General features: G+C 64.0%; 22 protein-coding genes. 13 read left to right on the forward strand and 9 right to left on the reverse strand.

Annotation, left to right across the window (positions count from 1 at the left end; all coding sequences use genetic code 11):
- Positions 1 to 55: 55 nt before the first annotated feature.
- Together ACI8UR_RS01575 and ACI8UR_RS01580 are read left to right on the forward strand one after the other, a co-directional pair.
- Entirely contained in the window at positions 56 to 1,474 is a 1,419-nt protein-coding gene (locus ACI8UR_RS01575) for an FAD-binding oxidoreductase (RefSeq protein ID WP_411714191.1), read from the forward strand.
- 72 nt (positions 1,475 to 1,546) lie between these two features.
- The gene (locus ACI8UR_RS01580; protein ID WP_411714190.1) at positions 1,547 to 2,734 is read left to right on the forward strand and encodes an acyl-CoA dehydrogenase family protein; all 1,188 of its coding nucleotides are present in this window, start codon (positions 1,547 to 1,549) and stop codon (positions 2,732 to 2,734) included.
- A 58-nt stretch (positions 2,735 to 2,792) separates the two neighbouring features.
- Here ACI8UR_RS01580 and ACI8UR_RS01585 read toward each other — a convergent pair whose 3' ends face one another.
- Positions 2,793 to 3,032 carry a hypothetical protein gene (locus ACI8UR_RS01585; protein WP_411714189.1) on the reverse strand — a complete coding sequence of 80 codons (240 nt, stop codon included), beginning with the start codon at positions 3,030 to 3,032 and terminating at the stop codon, positions 2,793 to 2,795.
- 139 nt (positions 3,033 to 3,171) lie between these two features.
- Between ACI8UR_RS01585 and ACI8UR_RS01590 the strand changes: the two genes are divergently transcribed.
- Entirely contained in the window at positions 3,172 to 3,942 is a 771-nt protein-coding gene (locus ACI8UR_RS01590; RefSeq protein ID WP_411714188.1) for an NAD-dependent protein deacylase, read from the forward strand.
- A 34-nt stretch (positions 3,943 to 3,976) separates the two neighbouring features.
- Positions 3,977 to 4,375, forward strand: coding sequence for a cupin domain-containing protein (locus ACI8UR_RS01595; RefSeq protein WP_411714187.1), 399 nt, complete (start codon positions 3,977 to 3,979; stop codon positions 4,373 to 4,375).
- Here ACI8UR_RS01595 and ACI8UR_RS01600 read toward each other — a convergent pair.
- On the reverse strand, positions 4,372 to 4,647 hold the full coding sequence (locus tag ACI8UR_RS01600; protein WP_411714186.1) for a glutaredoxin family protein: 276 nt from the start codon (positions 4,645 to 4,647) through the stop codon (positions 4,372 to 4,374). The two genes, ACI8UR_RS01595 and ACI8UR_RS01600, sit on opposite strands and share 4 nt — an antisense overlap.
- Before the next feature lie 92 nt (positions 4,648 to 4,739).
- Here ACI8UR_RS01600 and ACI8UR_RS01605 point away from each other — a divergent pair, with 92 nt between their 5' ends.
- On the forward strand, positions 4,740 to 5,216 hold the full coding sequence (locus ACI8UR_RS01605; protein ID WP_411714185.1) for a peroxiredoxin family protein: 477 nt from the start codon (positions 4,740 to 4,742) through the stop codon (positions 5,214 to 5,216).
- Between the two features lie 201 nt (positions 5,217 to 5,417).
- On the opposite strand, the gene ACI8UR_RS01610 is transcribed toward ACI8UR_RS01605, so the two are convergent.
- Positions 5,418 to 6,641: an acyl-CoA dehydrogenase family protein gene (locus ACI8UR_RS01610; protein WP_411714184.1), complete on the reverse strand. Its 1,224-nt coding sequence runs from the start codon at positions 6,639 to 6,641 to the stop codon at positions 5,418 to 5,420.
- 504 nt (positions 6,642 to 7,145) lie between these two features.
- Here ACI8UR_RS01610 and ACI8UR_RS01615 point away from each other — a divergent pair.
- Positions 7,146 to 8,315 (forward strand): CaiB/BaiF CoA transferase family protein, encoded by a 1,170-nt coding sequence (locus ACI8UR_RS01615; protein WP_411714183.1) that lies wholly within the window; start codon positions 7,146 to 7,148, stop codon positions 8,313 to 8,315.
- Here ACI8UR_RS01615 and ACI8UR_RS01620 read toward each other — a convergent pair.
- Complete coding sequence (locus ACI8UR_RS01620; RefSeq protein ID WP_411714182.1) at positions 8,308 to 8,880, reverse strand: EamA family transporter; 573 nt, start codon at positions 8,878 to 8,880, stop codon at positions 8,308 to 8,310. The two genes, ACI8UR_RS01615 and ACI8UR_RS01620, sit on opposite strands and share 8 nt — an antisense overlap.
- Positions 8,881 to 9,065: 185 nt before the next feature.
- Entirely contained in the window at positions 9,066 to 10,148 is a 1,083-nt protein-coding gene (locus tag ACI8UR_RS01625; protein ID WP_415087483.1) for a phosphotransferase family protein, read from the reverse strand.
- Between the two features lie 137 nt (positions 10,149 to 10,285).
- Between ACI8UR_RS01625 and ACI8UR_RS01630 the strand changes: the two genes are divergently transcribed.
- Positions 10,286 to 11,500, forward strand: a complete 1,215-nt coding sequence (locus ACI8UR_RS01630) for an acyl-CoA dehydrogenase family protein (protein WP_411714197.1) — start codon at positions 10,286 to 10,288, stop codon at positions 11,498 to 11,500.
- A 450-nt stretch (positions 11,501 to 11,950) separates the two neighbouring features.
- On the opposite strand, the gene ACI8UR_RS01635 is transcribed toward ACI8UR_RS01630, so the two are convergent.
- The 3 genes from ACI8UR_RS01635 to ACI8UR_RS01645 form a co-directional block, all read right to left on the reverse strand.
- On the reverse strand, positions 11,951 to 12,730 hold the full coding sequence (locus tag ACI8UR_RS01635) for an SDR family NAD(P)-dependent oxidoreductase (protein ID WP_411714180.1): 780 nt from the start codon (positions 12,728 to 12,730) through the stop codon (positions 11,951 to 11,953).
- A gap of 91 nt (positions 12,731 to 12,821) precedes the next feature.
- Positions 12,822 to 13,514 carry an HAD family hydrolase gene (locus ACI8UR_RS01640; RefSeq protein WP_411714179.1) on the reverse strand — a complete coding sequence of 231 codons (693 nt, stop codon included), beginning with the start codon at positions 13,512 to 13,514 and terminating at the stop codon, positions 12,822 to 12,824.
- Entirely contained in the window at positions 13,511 to 14,473 is a 963-nt protein-coding gene (locus ACI8UR_RS01645; protein ID WP_411714178.1) for an MBL fold metallo-hydrolase, read from the reverse strand. The genes ACI8UR_RS01640 and ACI8UR_RS01645 overlap by 4 nt, the downstream gene beginning before the upstream one ends.
- Positions 14,474 to 14,648: 175 nt before the next feature.
- Between ACI8UR_RS01645 and ACI8UR_RS01650 the strand changes: the two genes are divergently transcribed.
- The 5 genes from ACI8UR_RS01650 (at position 14,649) to ACI8UR_RS01670 (ending at position 20,993) form a co-directional block, all read left to right on the forward strand.
- A complete protein-coding gene (locus ACI8UR_RS01650) occupies positions 14,649 to 15,428 on the forward strand; it encodes an SDR family NAD(P)-dependent oxidoreductase (protein WP_411714177.1) in 780 nt (259 codons plus the stop codon).
- 19 nt (positions 15,429 to 15,447) lie between these two features.
- Positions 15,448 to 16,449, forward strand: coding sequence for a TIGR04024 family LLM class F420-dependent oxidoreductase (locus ACI8UR_RS01655; RefSeq protein ID WP_411714176.1), 1,002 nt, complete (start codon positions 15,448 to 15,450; stop codon positions 16,447 to 16,449).
- A gap of 90 nt (positions 16,450 to 16,539) precedes the next feature.
- A complete protein-coding gene (locus ACI8UR_RS01660; RefSeq protein ID WP_411714175.1) occupies positions 16,540 to 18,234 on the forward strand; it encodes a thiamine pyrophosphate-binding protein in 1,695 nt (564 codons plus the stop codon).
- A 42-nt stretch (positions 18,235 to 18,276) separates the two neighbouring features.
- Positions 18,277 to 19,293: a quinone oxidoreductase family protein gene (locus ACI8UR_RS01665; RefSeq protein ID WP_411714174.1), complete on the forward strand. Its 1,017-nt coding sequence runs from the start codon at positions 18,277 to 18,279 to the stop codon at positions 19,291 to 19,293.
- A gap of 59 nt (positions 19,294 to 19,352) precedes the next feature.
- Positions 19,353 to 20,993 (forward strand): rhomboid family intramembrane serine protease, encoded by a 1,641-nt coding sequence (locus ACI8UR_RS01670; protein ID WP_411714173.1) that lies wholly within the window; start codon positions 19,353 to 19,355, stop codon positions 20,991 to 20,993.
- Here the strand turns inward: ACI8UR_RS01670 and ACI8UR_RS01675 are convergent.
- Positions 20,990 to 21,634: an METTL5 family protein gene (locus ACI8UR_RS01675; protein ID WP_411714172.1), complete on the reverse strand. Its 645-nt coding sequence runs from the start codon at positions 21,632 to 21,634 to the stop codon at positions 20,990 to 20,992. The genes ACI8UR_RS01670 and ACI8UR_RS01675 overlap by 4 nt on opposite strands.
- Before the next feature lie 127 nt (positions 21,635 to 21,761).
- On the opposite strand from ACI8UR_RS01675, the gene ACI8UR_RS01680 reads away from it, so the two are divergent.
- A complete protein-coding gene (locus tag ACI8UR_RS01680) occupies positions 21,762 to 22,106 on the forward strand; it encodes a C2H2-type zinc finger protein (protein ID WP_411714171.1) in 345 nt (114 codons plus the stop codon).
- Positions 22,107 to 22,111 lie beyond the last annotated feature (5 nt).

Raw genomic sequence — 22,111 nt, forward strand, 5'->3', positions numbered from 1 at the left:
AGCCCTGCACACCGACGCGGATACCTTTAAGCGGATACGGCCGTCCTGTCAGGGTATGACGTACGATTGTTCGTTCCTGTCTGACCTCGCTCTCGACGGGACAACCTCCTTCGAGGAGTCCGCCCGGGAGAACCACGCCGCCGACTGGGTGGCACAGGAGGCCGGCCTCGGCGTAACCCCCGACGCCGTCGTCTGGCCGGAATCGACCGCCGACGTGTCGACGGTGCTGGAAGCCGCTCACGAACGCGACGTACCCGTGACCCCCTACGCTGCGGGCACGTCCATGGAAGGCAACGCCGTCCCCGCGTTCAAGGGAATCAGCATGGATATGACGAAGATGAACGACGTGCTGGAGGTACGCCCCGACGATTTCCAGATCGATGTCGAACCCGGCGTGATGGGCAACGTCGTCGACGAGACGGCCGCCGAACACGGCATGTTCTTCCCACCGATGCCCTCCTCGGCGAACCTCTCGACCATCGGCGGCATGATCGTCAACGACGCCGCCGGCCAGAAGACGGTCAAATACGGCGAAGTCGCGGATTGGGTGCTCGAACTCGAAATCGTCCTCGCTGACGGGACGGTCATCGAAACCGGGAGCAAGGCCGTCAAGACCTCCTCCGGCTACAATCTGAAAGACCTCATCATCGGCAGCGAGGGCACGCTCGGCGTCGTCACGCGCGCGACGCTCGAACTGGAGGGGCTTCCCGAGCAAATCAAGGGCGGTCGCGCGGTCTTCAACTCGATGGACGACGCCGCCGAGGCCGTCTTCGACGCCGTCCGCTCGGGCGTCGACGTGGCGAAACTCGAACTCATCGACCCCCTGGCCGGTGAGATGGCCAACGCCTACTTCGACACCGGCCTCCCGGACGCGGCGATGATCTTTGTCGAATTCCACGCCAACCACGGCATCGAGGAGGAGATCGAGTTCTTCCGAACCATCCTCAACGCCCACGATGTCGAGCAGTTCGAGATCGCGAGCGACGACCGTATGGACGAACTCTGGCGGGCCCGCGACGAACTCGCCTTCGCCATCCAGCAGTACGACCCCGACCTCGAACCGCGCCATCCCGGCGACGTGACCGTCCCTATTAGCAAGTATCCCGACCTCATCCGCTATGCGAAAGCGCGGGCGGCCGAACACGACATCCTCCTGCCGTGCTTCGGCCACGCCGGCGACGGGAACGTCCACTACGCCGCCCTCATCGACCCCGATGACGAGGCGATGTTGGAGGCCGCTGATGACCTCTACGACAACATCGTCGAGCAGGCCATCGAATGGGGCGGCACCGCCACTGGCGAACACGGCATCGGCATGGGCAAACGAACGTTCCTCGAACGCGAGCACGGCGCGGGCACGGTGCAGGTCATGCGCGGCATCAAGGCCGCACTCGACCCGAAGGACATCCTCAATCCGGGCAAGATATTCCCCGAGACGGAAACCGAGGGCGTCCGAGTCGACCTGTCGAAGTAGGGCGCCGACTTCAATACCCTCGTATCCTTCGCTCAACCGCTTTGCTGCTGTGTCCGACAGTATGGGATAGCGATGAGTGCACACCTCGACGACGAACACGAGATGATTCGGGACTCACTGCGGGAGTTCCTCGAAGCCGAAATCGAACCCGACCTGCCCGAGGCCGACCGCAAACCGATGACGAAAGACGAGGCCATCGAGTACCAGCAGATGCTCGGTGACCTCGGCATCGGCCCAGGCGACGTCGAGGGCGACGGCTTCGCCGATCCCTTGACGTACGCCATCACGTCCGAGGAGATCTCGCGCATCTGGCCGTCGCTGAACGTCACGCTGAACATGTCGTTCCCGACGCTTTTCGCCGCCTACGCTGGCGAGGAGACCCAGGAAGCACTCGGCGATAAACTCGATGAGGGTGCCTGTATCGGCTGTATGGCTGTCACCGAACCCGATGGCGGCAGCGACACGGCCCATCCCGGAACGACCGCCGAGAAGGACGGCGACGAGTACGTTATCAACGGCGAGAAGACGTGGGTGTCGAACGCCCCCATCGCGGACATGGCGCTTGTCGTCGCCGAAGACCTCGAAACCGAACAGCGGGATTTCTTCATCGTCGATACGGTCACCAACGATATCGAGACGCGCGAACTGGAGAAACTCGGCTGGAAGGGCTCTCCGACCGGCCAGATTTTCTTCGACGACGTGCGTGTTCCCGAAGACAACAAACTGATGAACGCCGTGATGAACATGGTCGCTGCCGGCGACTCCGACATCGCGGAAAACGAGATGTTCCAGACTGCAGACCCGCTGAACGCCATGTTCTCCTACATGCGGACGGGGATGGCGGCGATGTCCGTCGGCATCATGCAGGCTGCCTATGAAGCGGCGCTTGAGTACGCCAAAGACCGCGAGGTGTTCGGCGGGCCCATCGGCGGCCACCAGCTCGTTCAGGAGAAACTCTACGACATCCGTGCCGGCCTCGAGACTGGGCGGTTGCTGACATACGAGGCAGCGCGAAAGGTCGCCGAGGGCGACCCGGAGGCCCGGATGTACTCCTCGCTTGCGAAGGGGTGGGTCTGTGAGAAATCCGTCGAGGTGGCCGACGACGCCATCCAGGTGTACGGCGGCAACGGTCTTTCGACGGAGTACCCCCTCGAACGCTACTACCGCGACGCCCGCACGATGACTATCCCCGACGGCACGACCGAGATTCAACAGCTCGTCGTTGGCAAGGAACTTACTGGCGTCAGCGCGTACAAGTAGCGATCCTTCTCGTTGCCGGGGTCGTCATCAGAGCCACGGTCGCCGCTGTCGGCTCACACTACGACGAGGAGCAGTTCGACCCCGACGAACCCACGTTCAGCCACTGATTCTGGATTTGTGACTGCACGAACCGTGAGCAGGCAGCCGAGACGCTCGGCTCGCCGCCCTCCGAGGCCGATGAAGCCACGCCGAAATCGACGGCCGAACGGATACCGGCACCCACAGCGACCGCCACTTCGGGGCCGGCTCCGACGCCGATGCCGACCGTGACCGAAAGCTGGGGGCAGCGTGTGTTCAAACACAGACGGCTGTCCAGGGGCCCGGCTTCACGCCGCTCGTGACGCTTCCAGCACTCGCGGCGCTCCTTACGCTGTTCGCCGTGCGTCGAAGGCGGTGACCGACGAGAGATTTTTCCCTGTCGATGCCGACGACGAGATATGGACGAGCGGGAACTCTCCTTTGCGGCGTCGGCGATTCAAAACGCTGACTCCGTCGTCGCGCTGACCGGCGCGGGCGTCTCCACCGCCTCGGGCATCCCCGACTTTCGCTCGGAGGATGGACTGTGGACGGAGTACGACCCGAACGACTTCCACATCTCGCGATTCCAGGCCGACCCCGAGGGCTTCTGGCGCGAACGCGTCGACCTCGTCGAAGACCTCTTCGGCAACGATGTCGAGCCGAACGCCGCCCACGAGGCGCTTACGGAACTGGAAGAAAGCGGCCACCTCGACGCCCTCATCACGCAGAACGTCGACGGTCTCCATCAGGAAGCCGGCAGCGACGACCCCGTCGAGCTCCACGGCAACGGTCAGCGGGTCGCCTGCACGGGCTGTAACCGGCGGTTCGACGCCGACCCGGTGTTCGAGCGCGCCCGTGGCGGTGACCTCCCGCCCACCTGCGAGCACTGTGACGACGTGTTGAAACCCGATGTCGTCCTCTTCGGCGAACAGCTCCCCGAACACGAGCGGTTCCGCGCTCACTCACTTTCCGAAAGCGCGGACGTCTTCCTCGCCATCGGCTCGTCGTTGACGGTCGAACCCGCAGCCTCGCTGCCCGAGACGGCCGCCGACCGCGGGGCGACGCTCATCATCGTCAACCTCGATTCGACCGGGCTCTCCGGCCACGCGGAGTACGATTTCCGCGAGGACGTCACCGAGGCAGTACCGAGACTCGCCGACGCAGTCATCGACTCTGACCCTCGGACGTAGCTTTTTGTCATTCGGTTCCGTGGGGTCAGTCGGTATGGACTACAAGGTCATCGACATCGACGACGTTCCGATTACTGACCTCTCCGAAATCGAGGAGGTGCCGCCGGATCTGGATATCCGCCCGGTCGGCGACCAGCTCGGCCTCTCGGAGATGCGCGTGACGGTGTGGTATTTCGACCCCAATGAGGAGATTCAGTATCATGCCCACCGTGAGCAGGAAGAGTTGTATTTCGTCCTCGAAGGGCAGTTCTCGCTGAAACTCGGCCGCTCCGGCGAGGAAGAGTTCGCCGACGCCGGCCCCGGGACGTTCTGGGTCGCAAAGCCCGAAGTCGGCCACGGCCACCGATACGTCGGCGAGGACGAGGGCATCGTCCTCTCGATCGGCGCACCGCCGGTCGAAGACCCCGGTCTCGACCCCCACTCGATCGATTAGAACTCGACTTCGACCTCTTCGGGCGAGTCGGCATCGCCGTACGTCGTTTCGAGGAACTCGAAAATGCGCGCCGACTGGCTCATCGAGACGCCGTATTCGTCGTCGACGATGACGGGCACCTGCCGCTGGCCGGACACCCGCTTGACCTCGTTTCGCTTCGAATGCAACCCTTCGACCCAGACGCTGTCGAACTCGACGTCGAGCTCATCGAGCTCATCGACGACGAACTCACAGTACGGACAGCCTTCGAGTCGGTAGAGCGTGACTGACATACCCTCATCTACGGAGCCGGGGGCAAAAACCCGACGGCGTTAACGGTTGCTGCTGACAGCGTGTTTAAGTCCTCGCCGTCGGATGTGGAGGTATGCCACCATCAGTCGGCGACGACGCACCGGGATTCGAAGCACTACTGTGTGACGGCGAGACGTTCCGACCGAACGCGCTCGCCGATGCCCTCGGCGACCGCGGGGCCGTACTCGTCTTCGATGGCTTCGTGTTCTCCGCAATCGCACAGAACTGGTGGATGCGCTACGAGACCGCCGGCTGGCACGAATTCGACGGCGTCCCCGTCTACGGTATCGTGCGGGACGGCCCGTACTCCGTCAACGAGTTCCTCCGCCAGCACGATAGCCCCTTCTCGATTTTCAGCGATGTCAACGGCGATGTCGCGGATGCGTACGAACTCCTCATCGAGCGGCAGGGGATGGCCGGCACGAAAACATCGTGCCGGGCCGTCTTCGTCCTCGATGCCGAGGGTGAAGTGCAGTACGCGTGGGACACCGACGATTGGATCTATCCGGTGCCGCGCGAGGAGATCGAGGACACCGTTGAGGCGCTGTAGCGGCCGGTAGCCCAGCCTGCAGACGCTCGTACAGCGGCCGTGTCAGCCGCCCGATCCGGTGCTCTCGCTCGCCGTTCTCCTAGTCGGTCGGCGACGGCGCTTCCCGGTACCGATACAGCTCGATTCGCCGTCGGTCGTCTCCAGTCCCGCGCGGACGGGCCGTGTCCACTGCGGGGTCGCCGGCCGAGTCGATCCGTCGGTTCAGTCGATACCCAGCTCCTTCGCGATGGTGTTCAGTTGGATCTCGTCGGTACCCTCGACGATTCGGAGGACGCGGGCCGTCTGCAGTTCGTCCATGAACGGGTTGTCTTCCGCGAGGCCGTTGCCACCGTGCACCTGCACGACATCGTCTGCGATATCGAACAGGACGTTCGACGCGAGGTATTTGACGATAGATGACTCCTCGATGGCTTGCTCGCCGTTGTCCATCAGCCAGGCGAGCCGGAGTCCGGCCGTATCAGCCGCAAACGCGTTCGCACGACCGCGGGCGAGTTTGTGTGAGACGCCCTGGAACTTCCCGATCTGGCGGCCGAACGCTTCCCGTTCGTTCGCGTATTCGACGCCGCGGTCGATGAGGAACTCAGCGTGACCGAGCGCCCGCCCGCCAATTTCGAGCCGACCAAGCGAGAGGAACTCCATGGCGTCGTAGAAGGCGCCGTCCTCGGTTCCGAGAACTCGGTTGTCGGAGACGCGGACGTCGTCGAGCGAAATCTCACCCTGCATCCCCACCATGCCGATGGCGTTGTTGAGCGTGGTTACCTCGTACTCGTTATTTTCGACGATGAAGCAGGTGATGCCGCCGTAGCGGCCCATCTCCTCCTGTGGCGAGGTGCGGGCGAACACCTGGACGAAGTCGGCGTAGGGCGCGTTCGTAATCCACTGCTTTTGGCCGTTGATGATCCACTCGTCGCCGTCCTTCTCGGCGGTCGTAGACATGTTCGGCGAATCAGAGCCGACGCCGGGTTCAGTCTGCGCGAACGCAGTCGATTTCTCGCCGCGGACGCAGGGAAGCAGATGCTCCTCGATTTGGTCGCCCTCGGCCTGGGCGAGCAGCGGCTTCGGGCCCTCCGGGCCCGCGAGGACGTATTCGCTGAGCCCCGGCCCCTTCGAGGCGACGTGTTTGATGGCCCGATACCAGGTGACGTTGGAGACGCCTTCGCCGCCGACGTCCTCCGGCAGATTCATCGCGTAGAACCCCGCATCGGCACTTCGCTTCCGCACCTCCTGAATCGCCTCGACGACCTCCGGGACGAACCGGCCGTCGTCTTCGTGGCGCTTCCGTGGGTTCGACCACGTCTCGCCCAGTTCGTCCTCGATGGGTGCTATCTCCTGTTCGATGAAATCGTCCAGACTGGAGAGGATGAGGTTCGTTTCCTCGTCCGTGTCGAAGCTGACGCCCGTCGATGGGGCTTCCTGTGTTGCCATGAGGTAACGTGCGACCAGCGGCTTATCAAGCCTGCGCGTTCAGGAGCAGGGCGGTTTAAGTGCGCCTTTGGCAGGGCAGGAGAGATGGCGTTTGACATCCTCCTCGCGGTGAACGGCGAGGATCCCCGGGCGGCGGGAGTTTCAGGTTTGCAGTCCAGACACGGATACCAGCCCTTTCGGGCACGGTAGTCCCACAGTGTCGGACTGGTGGACTGCTGGCCATGCCAAGTGGCCGTTACCCCTATTCCCGACCGGTATACGGCATCCCAGTGGTATTTTTGCCACAGGGATGCCAGCAGGCGTCAGCGAACTCGGGGGTATCTTCTGGGTCGCTTTCAGCAGTCGGCTTCATCCCCGCCCTGCTTGGCGCTCGGTTCCGACTCGGCGTCGGAACACACCCGTCTCGCGGGAAAGGCGGGGTTTCGCCTCGAACCTCAGATAAACACCGCACCGTGTGCCTGCCGTTTCGTCGGGTGTTAAGTACCCACACTCACACCTGGGAGTATGCGACTCGATGGCGTTCGCGTGCTCGACCTCACGCGGCTACTCCCTGGTCCGTACGCGACACAGTTGCTCGCCGACAGCGGCGCCGACGTAGTGAAAATCGAGGATACTAGCGCTGGCGACTACGCTCGACATATGCCACCGACGACCGACGCCGGCGTCGGCGCCGTCTTCGATGCCGTCAACCGCGGCAAGCGCAGCGTCGCACTCGACCTCAAAAACGAGTCCGGGCGGGAAGCGTTCTACGACCTCGTGGCTGACGCTGACGTGGTTATCGAGAGCTTCCGCCCCGGTGTTACCGAACGGTTGGGCGTCGACTACGAAACGCTGACCGAATATCGCGAGGACATCGTCTACTGCTCGCTGTCGGGGTACGGCCAGAACGGCCCACACGCCGACCGGGCCGGCCACGACCTCAACTACATCGGCCTCGCTGGACTGCTCGATATGAGCAGAGTCGATACTGACGAGAAACCGCAGATGCCAGGATATCAGATTGCCGATATGGCCGGCGGTCTGCTTGCCGCCTTCTCGGTCTGTTCGGCGCTGCTCTCCAGAGAGCTCGGCAACACTGGTGGTGAGTATCTCGATGTGGCCCTGACTGATGCGGTTGTCTCCTTCTCCCAGGCGTTGGCGCCCGAGGCACTCAGCGGCGAGAACCCACGCCCCGGCGAGACGCCACTCACCGGCGAGTATCCGTGGTACGATGTCTACGAGGCCAAAGACGGGAAGTACGTCACGCTCGGCGCGCTGGAACCCCACTTCTGGAGTGCGTTCTGTGAGGCCGTCGACCGACCAGACCTCGTCGGGAAACACATGACCGACGACCCCGCAGAGCGGGCAGCGGTACGTGAGGAGTTGGAGTCGATCTTCGCCGAACGGACGCGCGACGAGTGGGCCGAAACGATGGCCGATGTGGACGCCGCTGTCGATGGCGTGTACACGCCCGCAGAGGCGTTCGAACACCCCCAAATCGAAGCCCGCGGCTACGTCGAGCGCCCCGATGATGGGGCGCCGCGCGTCGGATTCCCGCTCAGAGGTAGCGACGTACCGCCGTCACCGTCTGCTGCTGCACCTGGCCATGGCGAACACACCGATGGCGTTCTTCGAGAGGCGGGCCTCGACGAGGAGACAATCGCTCGATTGAGAGACGAAGGCGCCATCAACTGACGCCGACACCGACGAGGTCGGCCAGCGCGTGACGTTTCAGTAGCGCGAAGCCGATGAAGACGACGCAGAATCCCAGAACCGAGAGCAGATCGACGGATTCTCCGAGCAACGCAACGCCGGCAATCGTCGCGACGATGGGGACGAGGCTCGCCTCGAAGGCCCCGCGTTCCTCCAACATGGTGAAGTAGATGATGAACGCGAGCGCCGTCGAGAACATGCCGGGATAGAGCACCGCTTCGATGGCCGTCGGTTCGAGCGCCGCTATCGTCGCCGATTCCTGGGCTGTGAAGCTGGCGAGATGGAGCACGCCGCCGCCGACGAGCATCGCCCAGCCGGTCATCGCGACCCGCTCCATCGACGGCGCGGTGCGCTGGACGAGTACGCCGCCGAGTGCGACACAGACCACCTGACCGAGGATGATGAGCCGGCGGAGCGTATCGCCGGCGAGCAGATTGGTCGGGTCGGGCTGGACGATGAGCCCGACGCCGACGGGAATGGCCGGAAACGAGAGCCCCCACATCGTCGCGAGAGCAGCGAACAGGGCGGTGGCGTACAGCCGGGACACGTCAACCGAGCTACGGCTCAGGTATGAAATCCCTGCCGCTTCGGCGTGGCGAACAGGTGACCGCACTCTTTCGCTCTGGCGCGCCGTGGGTCACACTCCCGCCTCGGCGGCACGCCAGCGATGGCTCAACGCATGGCCCGGGCTGCCCGCGTGTTTGTATATAAATCAAAGGGAGAAACGACGCCTTACAGCGTTATCTCGCCGTCGATGATCATCTGGGCCTGTTCGGCCAGCGCGGGGACGCCCTCGCGCATCTTCGGGTACATCGGGTCGTCGGAGTTGCCCTCGAGATACCGGCGGAAGAACATCTCGCCGAGGCCGGCGAGCTTGTACACCGCGAGCACCCAGTAGAACTTCCAGTTGTCGAACTCGAACCCTGTCTTTCGCTCGTAGCGCTCGACGAGGTCACGCCGTGTCGGATAGCCCTCGTTGGCCATGAACGTCGAGGCGAGCGACGGCGTCGGCGGTTCGGGGTCTTTCTCCTCGCGCCAATAGGAGAGCATCCAGCCGAGGTCGGTGAAGGGGTCACCGAGCGTCGACATCTCCCAATCGAAGATGGCGGCGATTTCGGGGTCGGCTTTCGGCGCGAACATCACGTTGTCGAGCTTGTAATCGCCGTGAACGAGCGTGTTCGGGTACTCATTGTCGTCCGGCGTATTCTCGGTGAGCCACGACATGATGTCGTACAGTGTCTCCACCTCTCGCTCTTCGGCGGTGACTTCGAAGGCCCACGTGAGCTGTTCCGACCAGCGACGCACCTGCCGTTCGGTGAAGCCTGGTGGGTAGCCGAAGTCACCCTCTTCGAGGCCGATAGCTTCGTAATCGACGTTGTGAATTTCGACGAGGCGGTCGACGAGTTCGTGGCCGACCTGCTCGCGTGCCTCGGGGTTCGCGAAGCGGTCGGGTTCCGCATCGCGCAGCACGTCGCCCTCCTGTTTCTCCATCGCGTAGAAGTCGCTGCCGAGAACCGAATGGTCGTCACACGCAAGCACCGTCGTGGGGACGCGGACGTTCGTCTCCTGCAGCGCGTCGATGACGCGGTACTCCCGCAGCACGTCGTGGGCGTTTTCGGCGATATCCCCCGGCGGTGGGCGCCGGATGACGAGTTCGAGGTCGCCCCAGGTGACGAACAGCGTCTCGTTTGAGTGGCCCTCTTGGTGGTGGCGGACGTCGAACGACTCGGCTGGCCCGAGTTCGGATTCCAGATACGACTGGAGCGATTCCTTGTCGACGATTCGCTCGAAATAGTCGGAGCTAGTGTCTGTCATGGGCAAACACCCTCCGAAGTCCCTAACATTGTAAGCAGTTGTGAGTGGCCCTTACCCAAATATCTGCCGCCGCTCAGCGACGGCCGCGGTTATCCGACGCCGGTTCTTTTACAATGTTGTACCCTAAACGCACCGGCATGGAGTACCACGACTCCCCCGAAGCGAAGGAACTTGCCGAACGCGCCCGAAAATTCGTCGACGAGGTCGTCATCCCGGCGGAACGGGAGGTTCTCGGCAGCGGGCCTGTCGGTGAGGATGTCATCGAAGACTTGCGCGCGGAGGCGCGCGACCGCGACATCTACTGTCCGCAGATCGACGAGGAACACGGCGGCATGGGCTATGACCTCAGCGACGTGTTGCCGCTGTTCGAGGAGGCCGGCCGGTCGATTCTTGGTGCCTCCGCGATGCGCGTCGACGCCCCCGACGAGGGCAACATGCACACTATCGAGCTCGTTGGCACCGAAGAACAAAAAGAGGAGTACCTTGAGCCGCTCGTCGCCGGGGACATCCGGTCGGCGTTCGGCATGACGGAGCCGCGCGCCGGCGCCGGCTCAGACCCGAAGATGCTGAAAACCACCGCCGAGAAGGACGGCGACGAGTACGTCATCAACGGCCACAAGTGGTGGACGACGCAGGGAAGCCACGCCGACGTCATCCTGCTCATGGCGATTACCGACCCCGACGCCCACCCCTACCAGGGCGCGTCCATCATCCTCGTCCCGACTGACGCCGACGGTGTCGAGTTCGTCCGCGACATTCCGCATCTCGGCCCCGACCTCGACGGTCACGGCCACGCCGAGTTCCGGTTCAACGACGTTCGCGTGCCCCAGGAGAACCTCCTCGGGCAGGAGAACGCCGGCTTCGCCATCGCCCAGCAGCGACTCGGCCCCGCCCGCCTGACGCACTGTATGCGCTTCTCCGGGATGGCGCGCCGCGCGCTCACCATTGCGAAGGCGTACATGAGCGAGCGGGAGTCGTTCGGCACGTCGCTGTCGGACAAGCAGTCGCTCCGCTACGATATCGCCGACAAGGAGACGGAACTGCACGCCGCACGGGCGATGGTTCGCCACGCGGCGACGGAACTCTCCCGCGGTGAGCAGGCGCGCGTCCCCGTTTCGATGTCGAAGGTCTTCACCGCCAACGTCTGTCAGGAGGCCATCGACCTCGCCATCCAGTGTACCGGTGGCTCCGGCATCTCGCGTGACCTGCCGCTCGCGGACTTCTACGAAGCTGTCCGTGCGTTCCGCATCGTCGACGGGGCCGACGAGGTGCACCAGCGCGTCATCGCCCGCGACGCCTTCGAGGGCGCCGAAGAGCACACCCACGAACTGGAGAACCTGCCCACCTTCTAACACCCACTTTTTGCACGCGAACGCGGGTCGAGCGCGAAGCGCTCGACACCGGTTCGCGGCAAAAACTTGGGGAAAATATGCGCGAGAGCCTCCAGCCGCGCCCTCCCTACGGTCGGGCGCGTTAGTCGGCTCTCGCTACGGCACCGCGGCGCTTCGCGCCGCGCTGCCGGGAACCACGAGCGCCATTAGGCGCTCGCGGACACTGCGTTTTACTTGCCATTCTTTTTATCGAACATTGTTAGTGTAGTATCTGGATGTAGCATCCGCGAGCGAACGAAGTGAGCGAGCGGTTCGCCGGACGCGACCGGAGGGAGCGTCCGGTAGCGCGCACGGACTGGAGGCGCCGAAGGCGCCGAAAGGAGTACGCGCGCATATTTTCCCCAAGTTTTTGCCGCGAACCGGTGTCGAGCGCTTCGCGCTCGACCCGCGTTCGCGTGCAAAAAGTGGGTGTTAGAAACTGAACAGGTCGATGCCGCCGGTCACACCGATGACCTGTCCGGTGATGTAGTTGGACTGTTCCGAGGAGAGATAGCCGACCAGGTTGGCGACATCCTCCTCCTTACCGAGTTTTCGCATCGGCGTAGCTTTCGCGATGCGGGCGAAGTGTTCGTCGACGTCTTCGAGCTGTTCGATGGGAAGATCTGCGAGCTGGCCGACGACGATGCTGGGCGCGATGACGTTCGAGGTGATGCCGTGTTGGGCACCTTCGAGAGCGAGCGTCTTGCCGAACCCGATGAGTGCGGCCTTCGTCGAGGAGTACGAAAGCTGGCCGAAGCCGCCCTGCCAGCCGGCCATCGAGGACATATTGATGATGCGACCCCATTCCCGTTCCTTCATGTGGGGGTAGACCTCCCGTGTGATGTTGTACGCGCCGGTGAGATTCACGGAGATGTCGCGGTCCCAGATGTCGTCGTCGAAGTTCTCGACGCGGTCGCGCGCGTCGACCATTCCGGCGTTATTGACGAGCACGTCGATGCCGTCCGTCTCCTCTTCGAGGGCGGCGACGGTGTCGGCGACGTCATCGCGGTCGGTGAGGTCACACTCGACGGCGTGGGCTGTGCCGCCGTACTCATCTTCGAGTTCGGTGGCGACGTTCTCGGCCTTCTCGTGGGCTACGTCGAGAACGATCACCTCAGCGCCCTCCTCTGCGAGGACGCGGCAGTCTTCACTTCCGATACGTCCGGCTCCGCCCGTTACGAGGGCAGTCTTGTCGTCAAGTCCGAAGTCCATTGCAACCCGGCTATCTGCGTGTTTCGCTATAAGGATTTGGACGGTGATAGGAGGGACGTTTAGTAGGGCGTGCCGAGACGACCGGGTTCGGTCAGTTCTCGACGCCGACGATGTCGAGCAGATCACGCAGGTCGCTCATCTCGTGGTCGGTTTTTGGCCCCCACGCCTCCTCGCCGTAGCCCGCGGTGCCGATGCCGAGTGCGGCGGCGCCGGCCATGTCGTGAGAGTGGCGGTCACCGACCATCGCTGTCCGTTCGGGGTCGGCCCCCGTCGCCGACAGGGCATCGCGGAACATCCGCTCGTCGGGCTTCGTGAAGCCGACGTCCTCGGAGGTCGTGATGTGGTCGAAACAGCCGCGGATGCCGAACGATTCGAGCATGTTGTCGGCCTCGCGCGTGTCGATATCGGAGACGATGGCCTGCTGGACGCCGGCCTCGGCGAGCGCTTCGATGGTTTCGACGGCACCGTCCTCGGCCCGCAGCGTGGCAGCCGTCGAGCGCTCGAAGACGAGTTCCCAGTCCTCGGGCGGCTCGTCGTCGAACAACGCCACGGTGGCCATCTCGTAGCCCTCACGGGCAGTGCGGTACTCGGTGCCTTCTCGGCCTCCGAAATGCTCGCCGAGGACGGACTTCCAGGTGTCGAGGGCGGCATCGGCGTCCATGTCGTGTTCGGACGCGAGCTCGGAGACGAACGCCGCATAGCCCGCGCGAACGGATTTGAGTTCGACAATGACGCCGCCGATGTCCCAGAAAACGGTGTCGTAGCGTTGGTCGACGCCAGTCATGCGTCGTAGTGCGTAATGCCGTCGATTGACTCGCTCGTTATTACGCCGTTCTGTTCGAGGTGTGCGAGCGCGCTCATGGCTTCCGGGATGAGATACCTGATGTCGCGTTCGCCGGCCAGCGAGGCGGCGACGGCGGGCACCGTCGAGTGGCCCGACGCGACCAGTTCCTCGACCTGTTCGAGCCGTTCGTCGAGGCTCTCGCGGTGGCGCTCGACGGTCGCAGCGAGGTTCTCGTGAATCTGGCCGTGACCGGGGTAGATACGGTCGACATCGACGCCAGCGAGCCGGTCAAGCGCGGTGTAGAACGCCTCGAACGCCTCACGGTGGCCGTCGTCGAGGCCGTCGTGCATAACGACTGGCCGGAACGGCTCGATGCCCATATCGCCCGCAAGCAGCGCGCGTTCGCCGTCGATTTCGGTCGGGTAGCTCAGATGGTCAGCCTGGTGGCCGGGGACATGGATAGCGCCGATTTCGAGATGGCCGACCTGCGTCGTGTCACCGGGCTCGATCCAGGCGTCGACCGATTCGGGCGGCAGAAGGGCGGCGTCCCGTTCCAGGGAGTCGACCGCCATGTCGACGGCCGTCTCCAGTTGTTCGTCCGGGAAGCCCGCCGCTTCGCAGTTCTTTCGGACGCGGGCTTCGAGGGCAGCCGGGTCGCGGGCGAACCGTTCGCGGACGCCTGCGGGCGCGTACACGGTCGGGTCGCCCGCTTCGAGTACCATCGTCACGAGGCCGACGTGGTCGACGTGCGGATGGGTAACCAGGACGTGTTCGATATCGCCCGGCTCGTAACCGAGTTCGGCGAGCGCATCGTGGAACGCTTCCTCGTGGTCGGGGAGGGCGGCATCGACGAGAATCGGTTCGGGGCCCTCGATGAGATAGCAGGCGACGTGGCCCGGCGGCCACTCTACCTCGAACTCCAGTCGAGAAACCGACCCCTGTTTGCTCCGTGCTTCCATTCAGTGGTAGGTGGTAATCCCACCGTATAAGGGTGTTTGTTTTGCTACAACGAAGCATTGCTTACCATTGTTCAGGATTAGTGAGGATGACTTACCTTTATTAAGGTTGGATTGAAACGAATACGCGTTATATGACAGCGACACACACGAGCGTCTACGCGACGCGTGAGCAGCGATGCTAGAGCAGTACAGCGTCGAAGGCAAGACGGCCATCATCACCGGTTCCAGCCAGGGCATCGGTGCGGTAACCGCAAAGCGGTTCGCCGACGGCGGCGCGAACGTCGTCGTCACCTCCCGTACCCAGGAGAAGGTCGACGAGGTCGCGGCGGAGATCAACGAGAGCGACCGCCCCGGTGAGGCCATCGCCGTCGAGTGTGACGTCCGCGACCGAGACGCCGTCGAGGCGCTCGTCGAGGCCACCGTCGAGGAGTTCGGCTCGCTCGATACGATGGTCAACAACGCCGGCGCCTCCTTCATGGCTGGCTTCGATGACATCTCGGAGAACGGCTGGAAAACCATCGTCGACATCAACCTCCACGGCACCTTCCACTGTTCGCAGGTCGCCGGCCAGCAGATGCAAGAACAGGGCGACGGCGGCACCATCATCAACTTCGCCTCCGTCGCGGGCACGAAAGGCTCGCCGTACATGAGTCACTACGGCGCCGCGAAGGCCGGCGTCGTCAACCTCACGACGACGCTTGCCTACGAGTACGCCGACCACGACATCCGTGTCAACTGCATTGCCCCCGGCTTCGTCGCCACGCCCGGCGTCGAATCACAGATGGGCGTCTCCGCGGAGAACGTCGACCGCGACGACGTCAAGCGTCGGATGGGGCTCTCCGAGGAGATCGCGGATATCGTCCAGTTCCTCTCGACGGAAGCGTCCTCGTATATCATCGGCGAAACCATTACGGCGAAAGGATTACCCGACATCGAAGAGACGCCAGAGGTATGAGTCAACGGAGGTTCGAAGCGTGACGGAGCGAGACGTCTTCCTGCCGGTTGCGGCCCAACCCAGCGTCGACGCGCTGGTCGAGCAGGCCGAACTGGGTGAGGAACTCGGATACGATACGGCGTGGCTTCCCGAAACCTGGGGTCGTGACGCCGTCACGGCGCTGACCTGTATCGCCCGCGAAACCGAGACCATCGACATCGGCACTTCGATCATGCCGGTGTACTCCCGCTCGCCGTCGCTTATCGGTCAGACCGCGGCGACGCTGCAGGAGGTTTCCGAGGGCCGCTTCCGACTCGGTCTCGGCCCCTCCGGGCCCATCGTCATCGAGAACTGGCACGGCGCCGACTTCGGCAATCCACTGCGACGTACCCGCGAGACGGTCGATGTCGTCAAACAGGTGCTTTCCGGCGAGGAGGTCGATTACGACGGGGAATACTTCGACCTGCAGGGGTTCCGCCTGCGCTGTGAGGCCCCCGACCCGGTTCCGCCGGTCGAGACGGCCGGTATGGGCCCGAAGGCCGTCGAGCTTGCGGGACGGTTCGCCGACGGCTGGCACGCCTTGTTGCTCACCCGCGATGGCCTCCGCGACCGACTGGAGGATTTCGACCGCGGCTCCGAGATGGGCGACCGCGACCGCTCCGAACAGCGCGTTACGCTCTCGTTGACCTGCTGTGCGCTCGACGACCCCGAGGAGGCAAAGCGCCTCGTCAAACAGCACTCGGCGTTCTACATCGGCGGTATGGGAACGTACTACCGCGATAACCTCGCCCGCCAGGGTCACGAGGATGTCGCCAATGCCGTCTACGACAACTGGCAGGAGGGCGACCACGAGGCAGCGATGGAGGCGCTCCCGGACAACGTGCTCGAACAGCTCGCCGTCTGGGGGACGCCCGAATCGGCGCGCGAACACTTCGAGCAGTTCACCGATGTCAAAGGCGTCGAAGCCGTTTCCGTCTCCTTCCCGCGCGAGGCCGACCTCGACCAGATCAAGGCGACGATGCGGGCGCTTCAGCCGGAGTAGCTTCGACATCACGATACTATTTAGTCAGCATGAAGCTCGCAACGTTCCGACGGGGTGAACTATATACTGCTGGCCCCGACAGGCAATGGCATGACCGATTCGTACACGGGCGCGGATCTCTTCGTCGACGCCCTGGAACAGTACGGCGTACAACACGTCTTCGGCAACCCCGGAACGACCGAGTTGCCCATCATGAACGCGCTGGCCGACAGCGACCTCGAATACGTCCTCGGCCTCCAGGAGGACGTCGCGACCGGGATGGCGGCTGGCTACGCCTCGACGCGACGATACCACGCCGATGACGACCCCGCCATCTGTCCCGTCGGCGTTGTGAACCTCCATATCACTCCTGGCCTCGCCCACGGTCTCGGCAACGTCTTCGGCGCCATGTACGGCGGCGCGCCGATGGTCGTCACCGCCGGCAACCACGAACTCGATTTCCGCCACGAGGAGCCGATTCTCACCGGCGACCTCGAGCAGATGGTCGAGCAGTTCTGCAAATACTCCGCCGAAGTCACCCACATCGACGCGCTCCCGATGCTCGTCCGACGGGCGTTCCGGGTCGCGATGACGCCACCGACCGGCCCCGTGTTCCTCTCCTTGCCGGCCGATGTGATGATGACCGAAACCGACGCCAGCCCGGAGCGGCTCGGCCCGATTCCGGACGCTGGCGGCGGCGATATCGAACAGATCGAGGCGGCCGCCGACTACTTCGTCGAGGCCGACCAGCCCGTGCTCGTCCTCGGCGACCACGTCGCCCGAGCGGGGAAAGAGGCCGTCGACGCAGCCGTCCGACTCGCGGAGGCGACCGGCGCCCGCGTCCACGGCGAAATCCTCGCCAGCGAGGTCAACTACCCGACCGACCACGAGCAGTGGATTTCCTTCATCGGCCCCGACGAGGGCATCGCCTCGATGCTGATGGACACCGACACGCTCGGGCTCGTCGGCTGTTCGACCAACACGACGCTGATGCACCACGAACAGCCGCTCGTCTCCGAGGACACGACGACGATTCAGGTTTCGAGCGACGCCTGGGAGGTCGGCAAGAATCAGCCCGCCGACGCCGCCGTCATCGGCGACCCCGGCCAAATCATGACACAGATTGCAGAGCGCGTCGAAGACCGACTCGACGAGGACGAACGCCAGAGCCGAATCGATTACGTCGGCACGATGAAAGCCGGCCTCGAATCGACCATGAAAGACCTCGGCGAGGACGAGACCCCCGAGGGTGACACCCGCTCGTCGAAGGCCGAACTCGTCGACAACATGAAAGCTGTCGACCCGGATACGTACATCGTCGACGAAGGTGTCACCTCGAAGTTCGCGCTTCTGACGCGGTTCCCGTTCGAGCCCGAACAGTACCTCTCGAACAAGGGTGGCGGCCTCGGATACGGGCTGCCCGCCTCCGTCGGCGCGGCGTACGCCGAATCGTTGCAGGACGACCCCCGGAACGTCGTCGGCTACATCGGTGACGGCTCGTATCTGTACTACCCCAACACAATCTACTCGGCGGCGCGCAACGACCTCGATTTGACCATCGTTGTCCCCGACAACCGCAACTACCGCATCCTGAAGGACAACACGATGAAGATGATGGGTGGCGAGGAAGAGGACTACGAGTTCGTCGGCATGGATTTCGACCCGCACGTCGACATCCCGAAGAACGTCGAGAGCCACGGTGCCCGTGGCCACCTCGTCGAGACGCCGGATGAGTTCCCCGAGGTCTACGAGGAGGCCCTCGAAAGCGAGGGGACGGACGTCATCGACGTCTTGGTACACGACTGAGCGGAGCGAACGTATAACATCTCACGGCGTGACGTCGGAGCCATGCGCGCAGCAGTTTTCACTGATTTCGGCGATGGCGATGAGGTAACCATCCAGGAACGGCCCGACCCCGAACCCAGCAGTGGCGAGGCGGTCATCGATGTCGAAGCCTGTTCCATCAACCGCCACGACCTCTGGATACTTCAGGGCGAATCCGCGATGGTGCCCAAAGGTGCACTCCCGTTCGTCTCGGGGCTCGACGCCGCTGGCGTCGTCCGGGAGGCGGGCGAGCAAACCGCGGTTTCGGAGGGCGATAGAGTGCTTCTCTGTCCGAATCAGACATGCGGCGAGTGTGAGTTCTGTCGGGAGGGGCCCGAAACGCTCTGCAAGCAGTTCATGCTGTATCACGGCGCGCTCGCAGAGCAGGCCTTGGTGGATGCCAGCCGACTGATTCCGCTCCCGGATTCGGTCGGCTTCGCCGAGGCCGCCGCGTTGCCGACCGCGTACCTCACGGCGTGGCGCATGCTGCTGGAGGCCGACGTCGAACCGACCGACCTGGTGTTCGTTCCCGGAGCGACGGGCGGCGTCGGCGTCGCCGCCGTCCAGTTGGCTGCCGTGCTGGGTGCCGACGCCATCGGCACCTCGACGTCTGCACGGAAGCTCGCCGAGCTCGACGACCTGGGATGTGCACACACGATTCGCTCGGGCGACCCCGAGGAACTCGTCCGGGAGGTACGTTCGATTGGCGACCCGGACGCCGTCATCAACCATCTCGGCGGCGAGTTCACGCAGGCCGGCCTGGGGGTGATGAAACGCGGCGGGACGATGGTCATCTGCGGTCGTACCGCCGGCGGGAGTTCCTCGTTCAAGGTCGCGCCCTTCTTCCTCCAGCACAAGCGCATCGTCGGCTCGACGATGGGCACGCAGCCGGAGCTGGAGACGCTCGTTGCGCTCGTCGCCGACGGCGACCTCGAACCGCCGGTCGACCGGACGTACTCGCTCGAAGAGACCGGCCAGGCTTTCGACGATATGCTGGAGCGTGAGGCGTTCGGCAAGCTCGTCGTCGAGCCGTCCCGGTAGGCGGGGCCACTGCCGCGAAACCGTCGGCTTATTTGTCAACCGACGCCGACGGAGTGCATATGGATTCGTCGGCCGCCGTCTGGTATGCGGTTCTTGCGGCCGGAATAGTCGTCTCGCTTGGAACACTCGTCGCACTCACTCGCCCCGGCGGCCGCTGGGGCCAACGCGCCCGTGAGCGTCTGGTCATGGGAATTCCGTGGGGAACCCTCATCGCCGTCGTGTTCGTCGCACTGTTCTATCTGTTCCCGCAGGACGGCCTCGCGAACCCCTACGACCCGGTCGTCATCCCGTTCCGCGCCTGGAGCTACTTCTATCCGACTGGCATCCTCTCGGCCGGGTTCGCACACGCGAATCTCGGCCACGTCACGGGGAACCTCCTCGGCACGCTCGTGTTCGGCACGCTCGCCGAATACGCCTGGAGTCACTTCCCACAGAAACGCGGCTCGACGACGTTTTCGTCGTTCCGGACGAACCCCTTCGCCCGTATCTTCGGCTGGGCCGTCGGCGTCTTCGCCGTCGCCGTCCTCACCGGGCTGTTTGCGCTCGGGCCAGTCATCGGCTTCTCGGGCGTCGTCTTCGCCTTCGTCGGGTTCGCACTCATCCGGTATCCGCTCGGCACTATCGTCGCCGTCCTGCTCGGCAATGTTGTCAATCTCGTCTTCACCGCGCTCCGCTCGCCGACGGTGCAGCAAACCGCCGGTGAATCGTTCTCGCGGCCGTGGTGGGCGGGCATCGCGATTCAAGGGCACGCCCTCGGGCTCTTCATCGGCGTCGTCGCGAGCATCGCGCTGTTGTATCGCCGCGGCGTCCGTCCGAAATCCAGCCACGTCTGGCTCGCTGCGCTCGTCTTCGCCGTCGACCGCGGCCTCTGGGCGGTATACACCATCGAGGGCTCGGAGACCTACCGGCTCTTCCGCGCGCTCGGTGCGGCCCTCGTTTTCCTGCTTGCGGCGCTTATCGCAAGCGGCGCGACAGCCTCGCCGCGAGACCTGATTCCGAGCATCAATCTCTCACGGCGCGAAGCGGCCTACGGCCTCGTCATCGCCTGCCTGTTCGCGCTCGCCTTGGTCGCCATCCCGTTCAATCTCTTCGTCGTCGACGACCCGAGCGCGGGTCTCGGCGAATCGCAGGCTGTCGAGGTGGACGATTACACCGTCTTCTACGCGGAGGACGTCGATAACCAGTTCATCCCCGCGGTACCGTTCCCGACCGGTGGCAACAATACCACAGAACGAGTCAACGCGAGCGGTGTCATCGTCGTCTCCGAACAGCGCAACATCTGGTGGGAGGAAGTGTCGAAACGCAAGCTCGCATCGCAGGGCGAGGCGACGGTACGACTCGGCGGTCTGACATGGAACGAAGACGTCCGCGCGACGCGAACGACCTGGAATCTCGTCGGCGGCGAATCGACCTACTACGTCCGCCTCGGAGTCGTCGATGATGAGGAGAATCCGGTGGTCTACCGCGCCGAGCGCGCGATGGCCGACGCGCGACTCGATGGCCGGAACGTCTCTATCGTCCCCGCGGCTACCGAGTTCGAAATCGTCGTGTCCAGAAATAACGAGACGCTCGGACACACGACCGTTCCACCGGTCGGGAATACGACGAGTGCGGGCGGAATCACGTTCGAGCGCGATGGGGACAACCTCTTCGCAGAGAGCGGTGAGACACGGCTCCGTATCGCTCGCCGCTCGGGTTAGCCCGTCCACTCGATACGGAACACTTCGGTGTCGATCTGTCGCGTCTCCGTATCGTGGTGGTCGAACTGCCGCGGGAGTTCGAACTCCGCAGCGAAGGCATGGGTAATCTCGCCGCCGTTGTCGTCCGCGAACGCTTCGACGAACTCCTGGCTACCGGCATTGTGAACCGAATACGAGAAGTCGCCGACCTCGGCTGCGGTTTCGAGGAACGCCCGGTCGGCACCTTCCTGCCCCGATTGGGCACCGAACGGGGGGTTCATGAGCACTGTCACGGGGTCGTCGGGACACAACGGTGCTGTCGTGGCATCTCCGCGCACCCAGGAGACGTCTGTCATCGCCCCGACGCGGCGCTCGTTTTCGCGCGCTGTCGACAGCGGTGCCGGGTCGATGTCGACACCCACAACGCGTGTCGGACTGCGAAGCGCTGCCCCGAGCGCGAGCATACCCGTTCCACAGCCGAGGTCGACGACGGTCTCGCCCTCGATGTCTCCCTGAAGGTCGGCGACGTGGACGATGTGGGCTGCCAGGTCGGGCGGCGTGTGGTACTGTTCCAGCGGCGCCCGTGGGTCTTCGAACCCGGCGACGACGGCCAGTTCCTGTGCCAACCGCCGTCGCGTCGCGCCCGCGTTCCCATCGGTCATACCGATGCAATACTTGCGGGGAATTGAAATAGGTTTGTGTATGCACACTCGTAATTCCCGAATCCCCGCTGCTACCGCGGCTGTAACACGCGATAGCTTCTTTCCACCGCATGCGTAACGAATCACCATGGAGTGTCCCCGGTGTGGCAGCGCCCTGGAGCGGTACGAACTCCAGGGGAGAGAGGCCGTCACCTGTGAGTCCTGTGGCTACATCGGCGTCCCCGTCGAACACCGAAGCGAGCTCCGAGACGCGGAGTCGTGGGACGATGCACTCTCCAGGTTCTACGAGATCGAGCGAATAGAATCGGGCACCGCCGAAACGACCGAGAACGACCCGACGCCACCCACCGATTCAGATGACAGCGACACGGTCGAGTGTGAAATCTGCGGGAAATCCTTCGACACGCAGGGACAACTGAACGGCCACCTTGCGGTGCATTCGAACGACGGCGGGGCGGGAGACGACCGCTGAGAAAT

Origin of the sequence: Natronomonas sp. (assembly GCF_047616845.1) — an archaeon.
In the GTDB taxonomy this organism is placed as follows: domain Archaea; phylum Halobacteriota; class Halobacteria; order Halobacteriales; family Haloarculaceae; genus Natronomonas.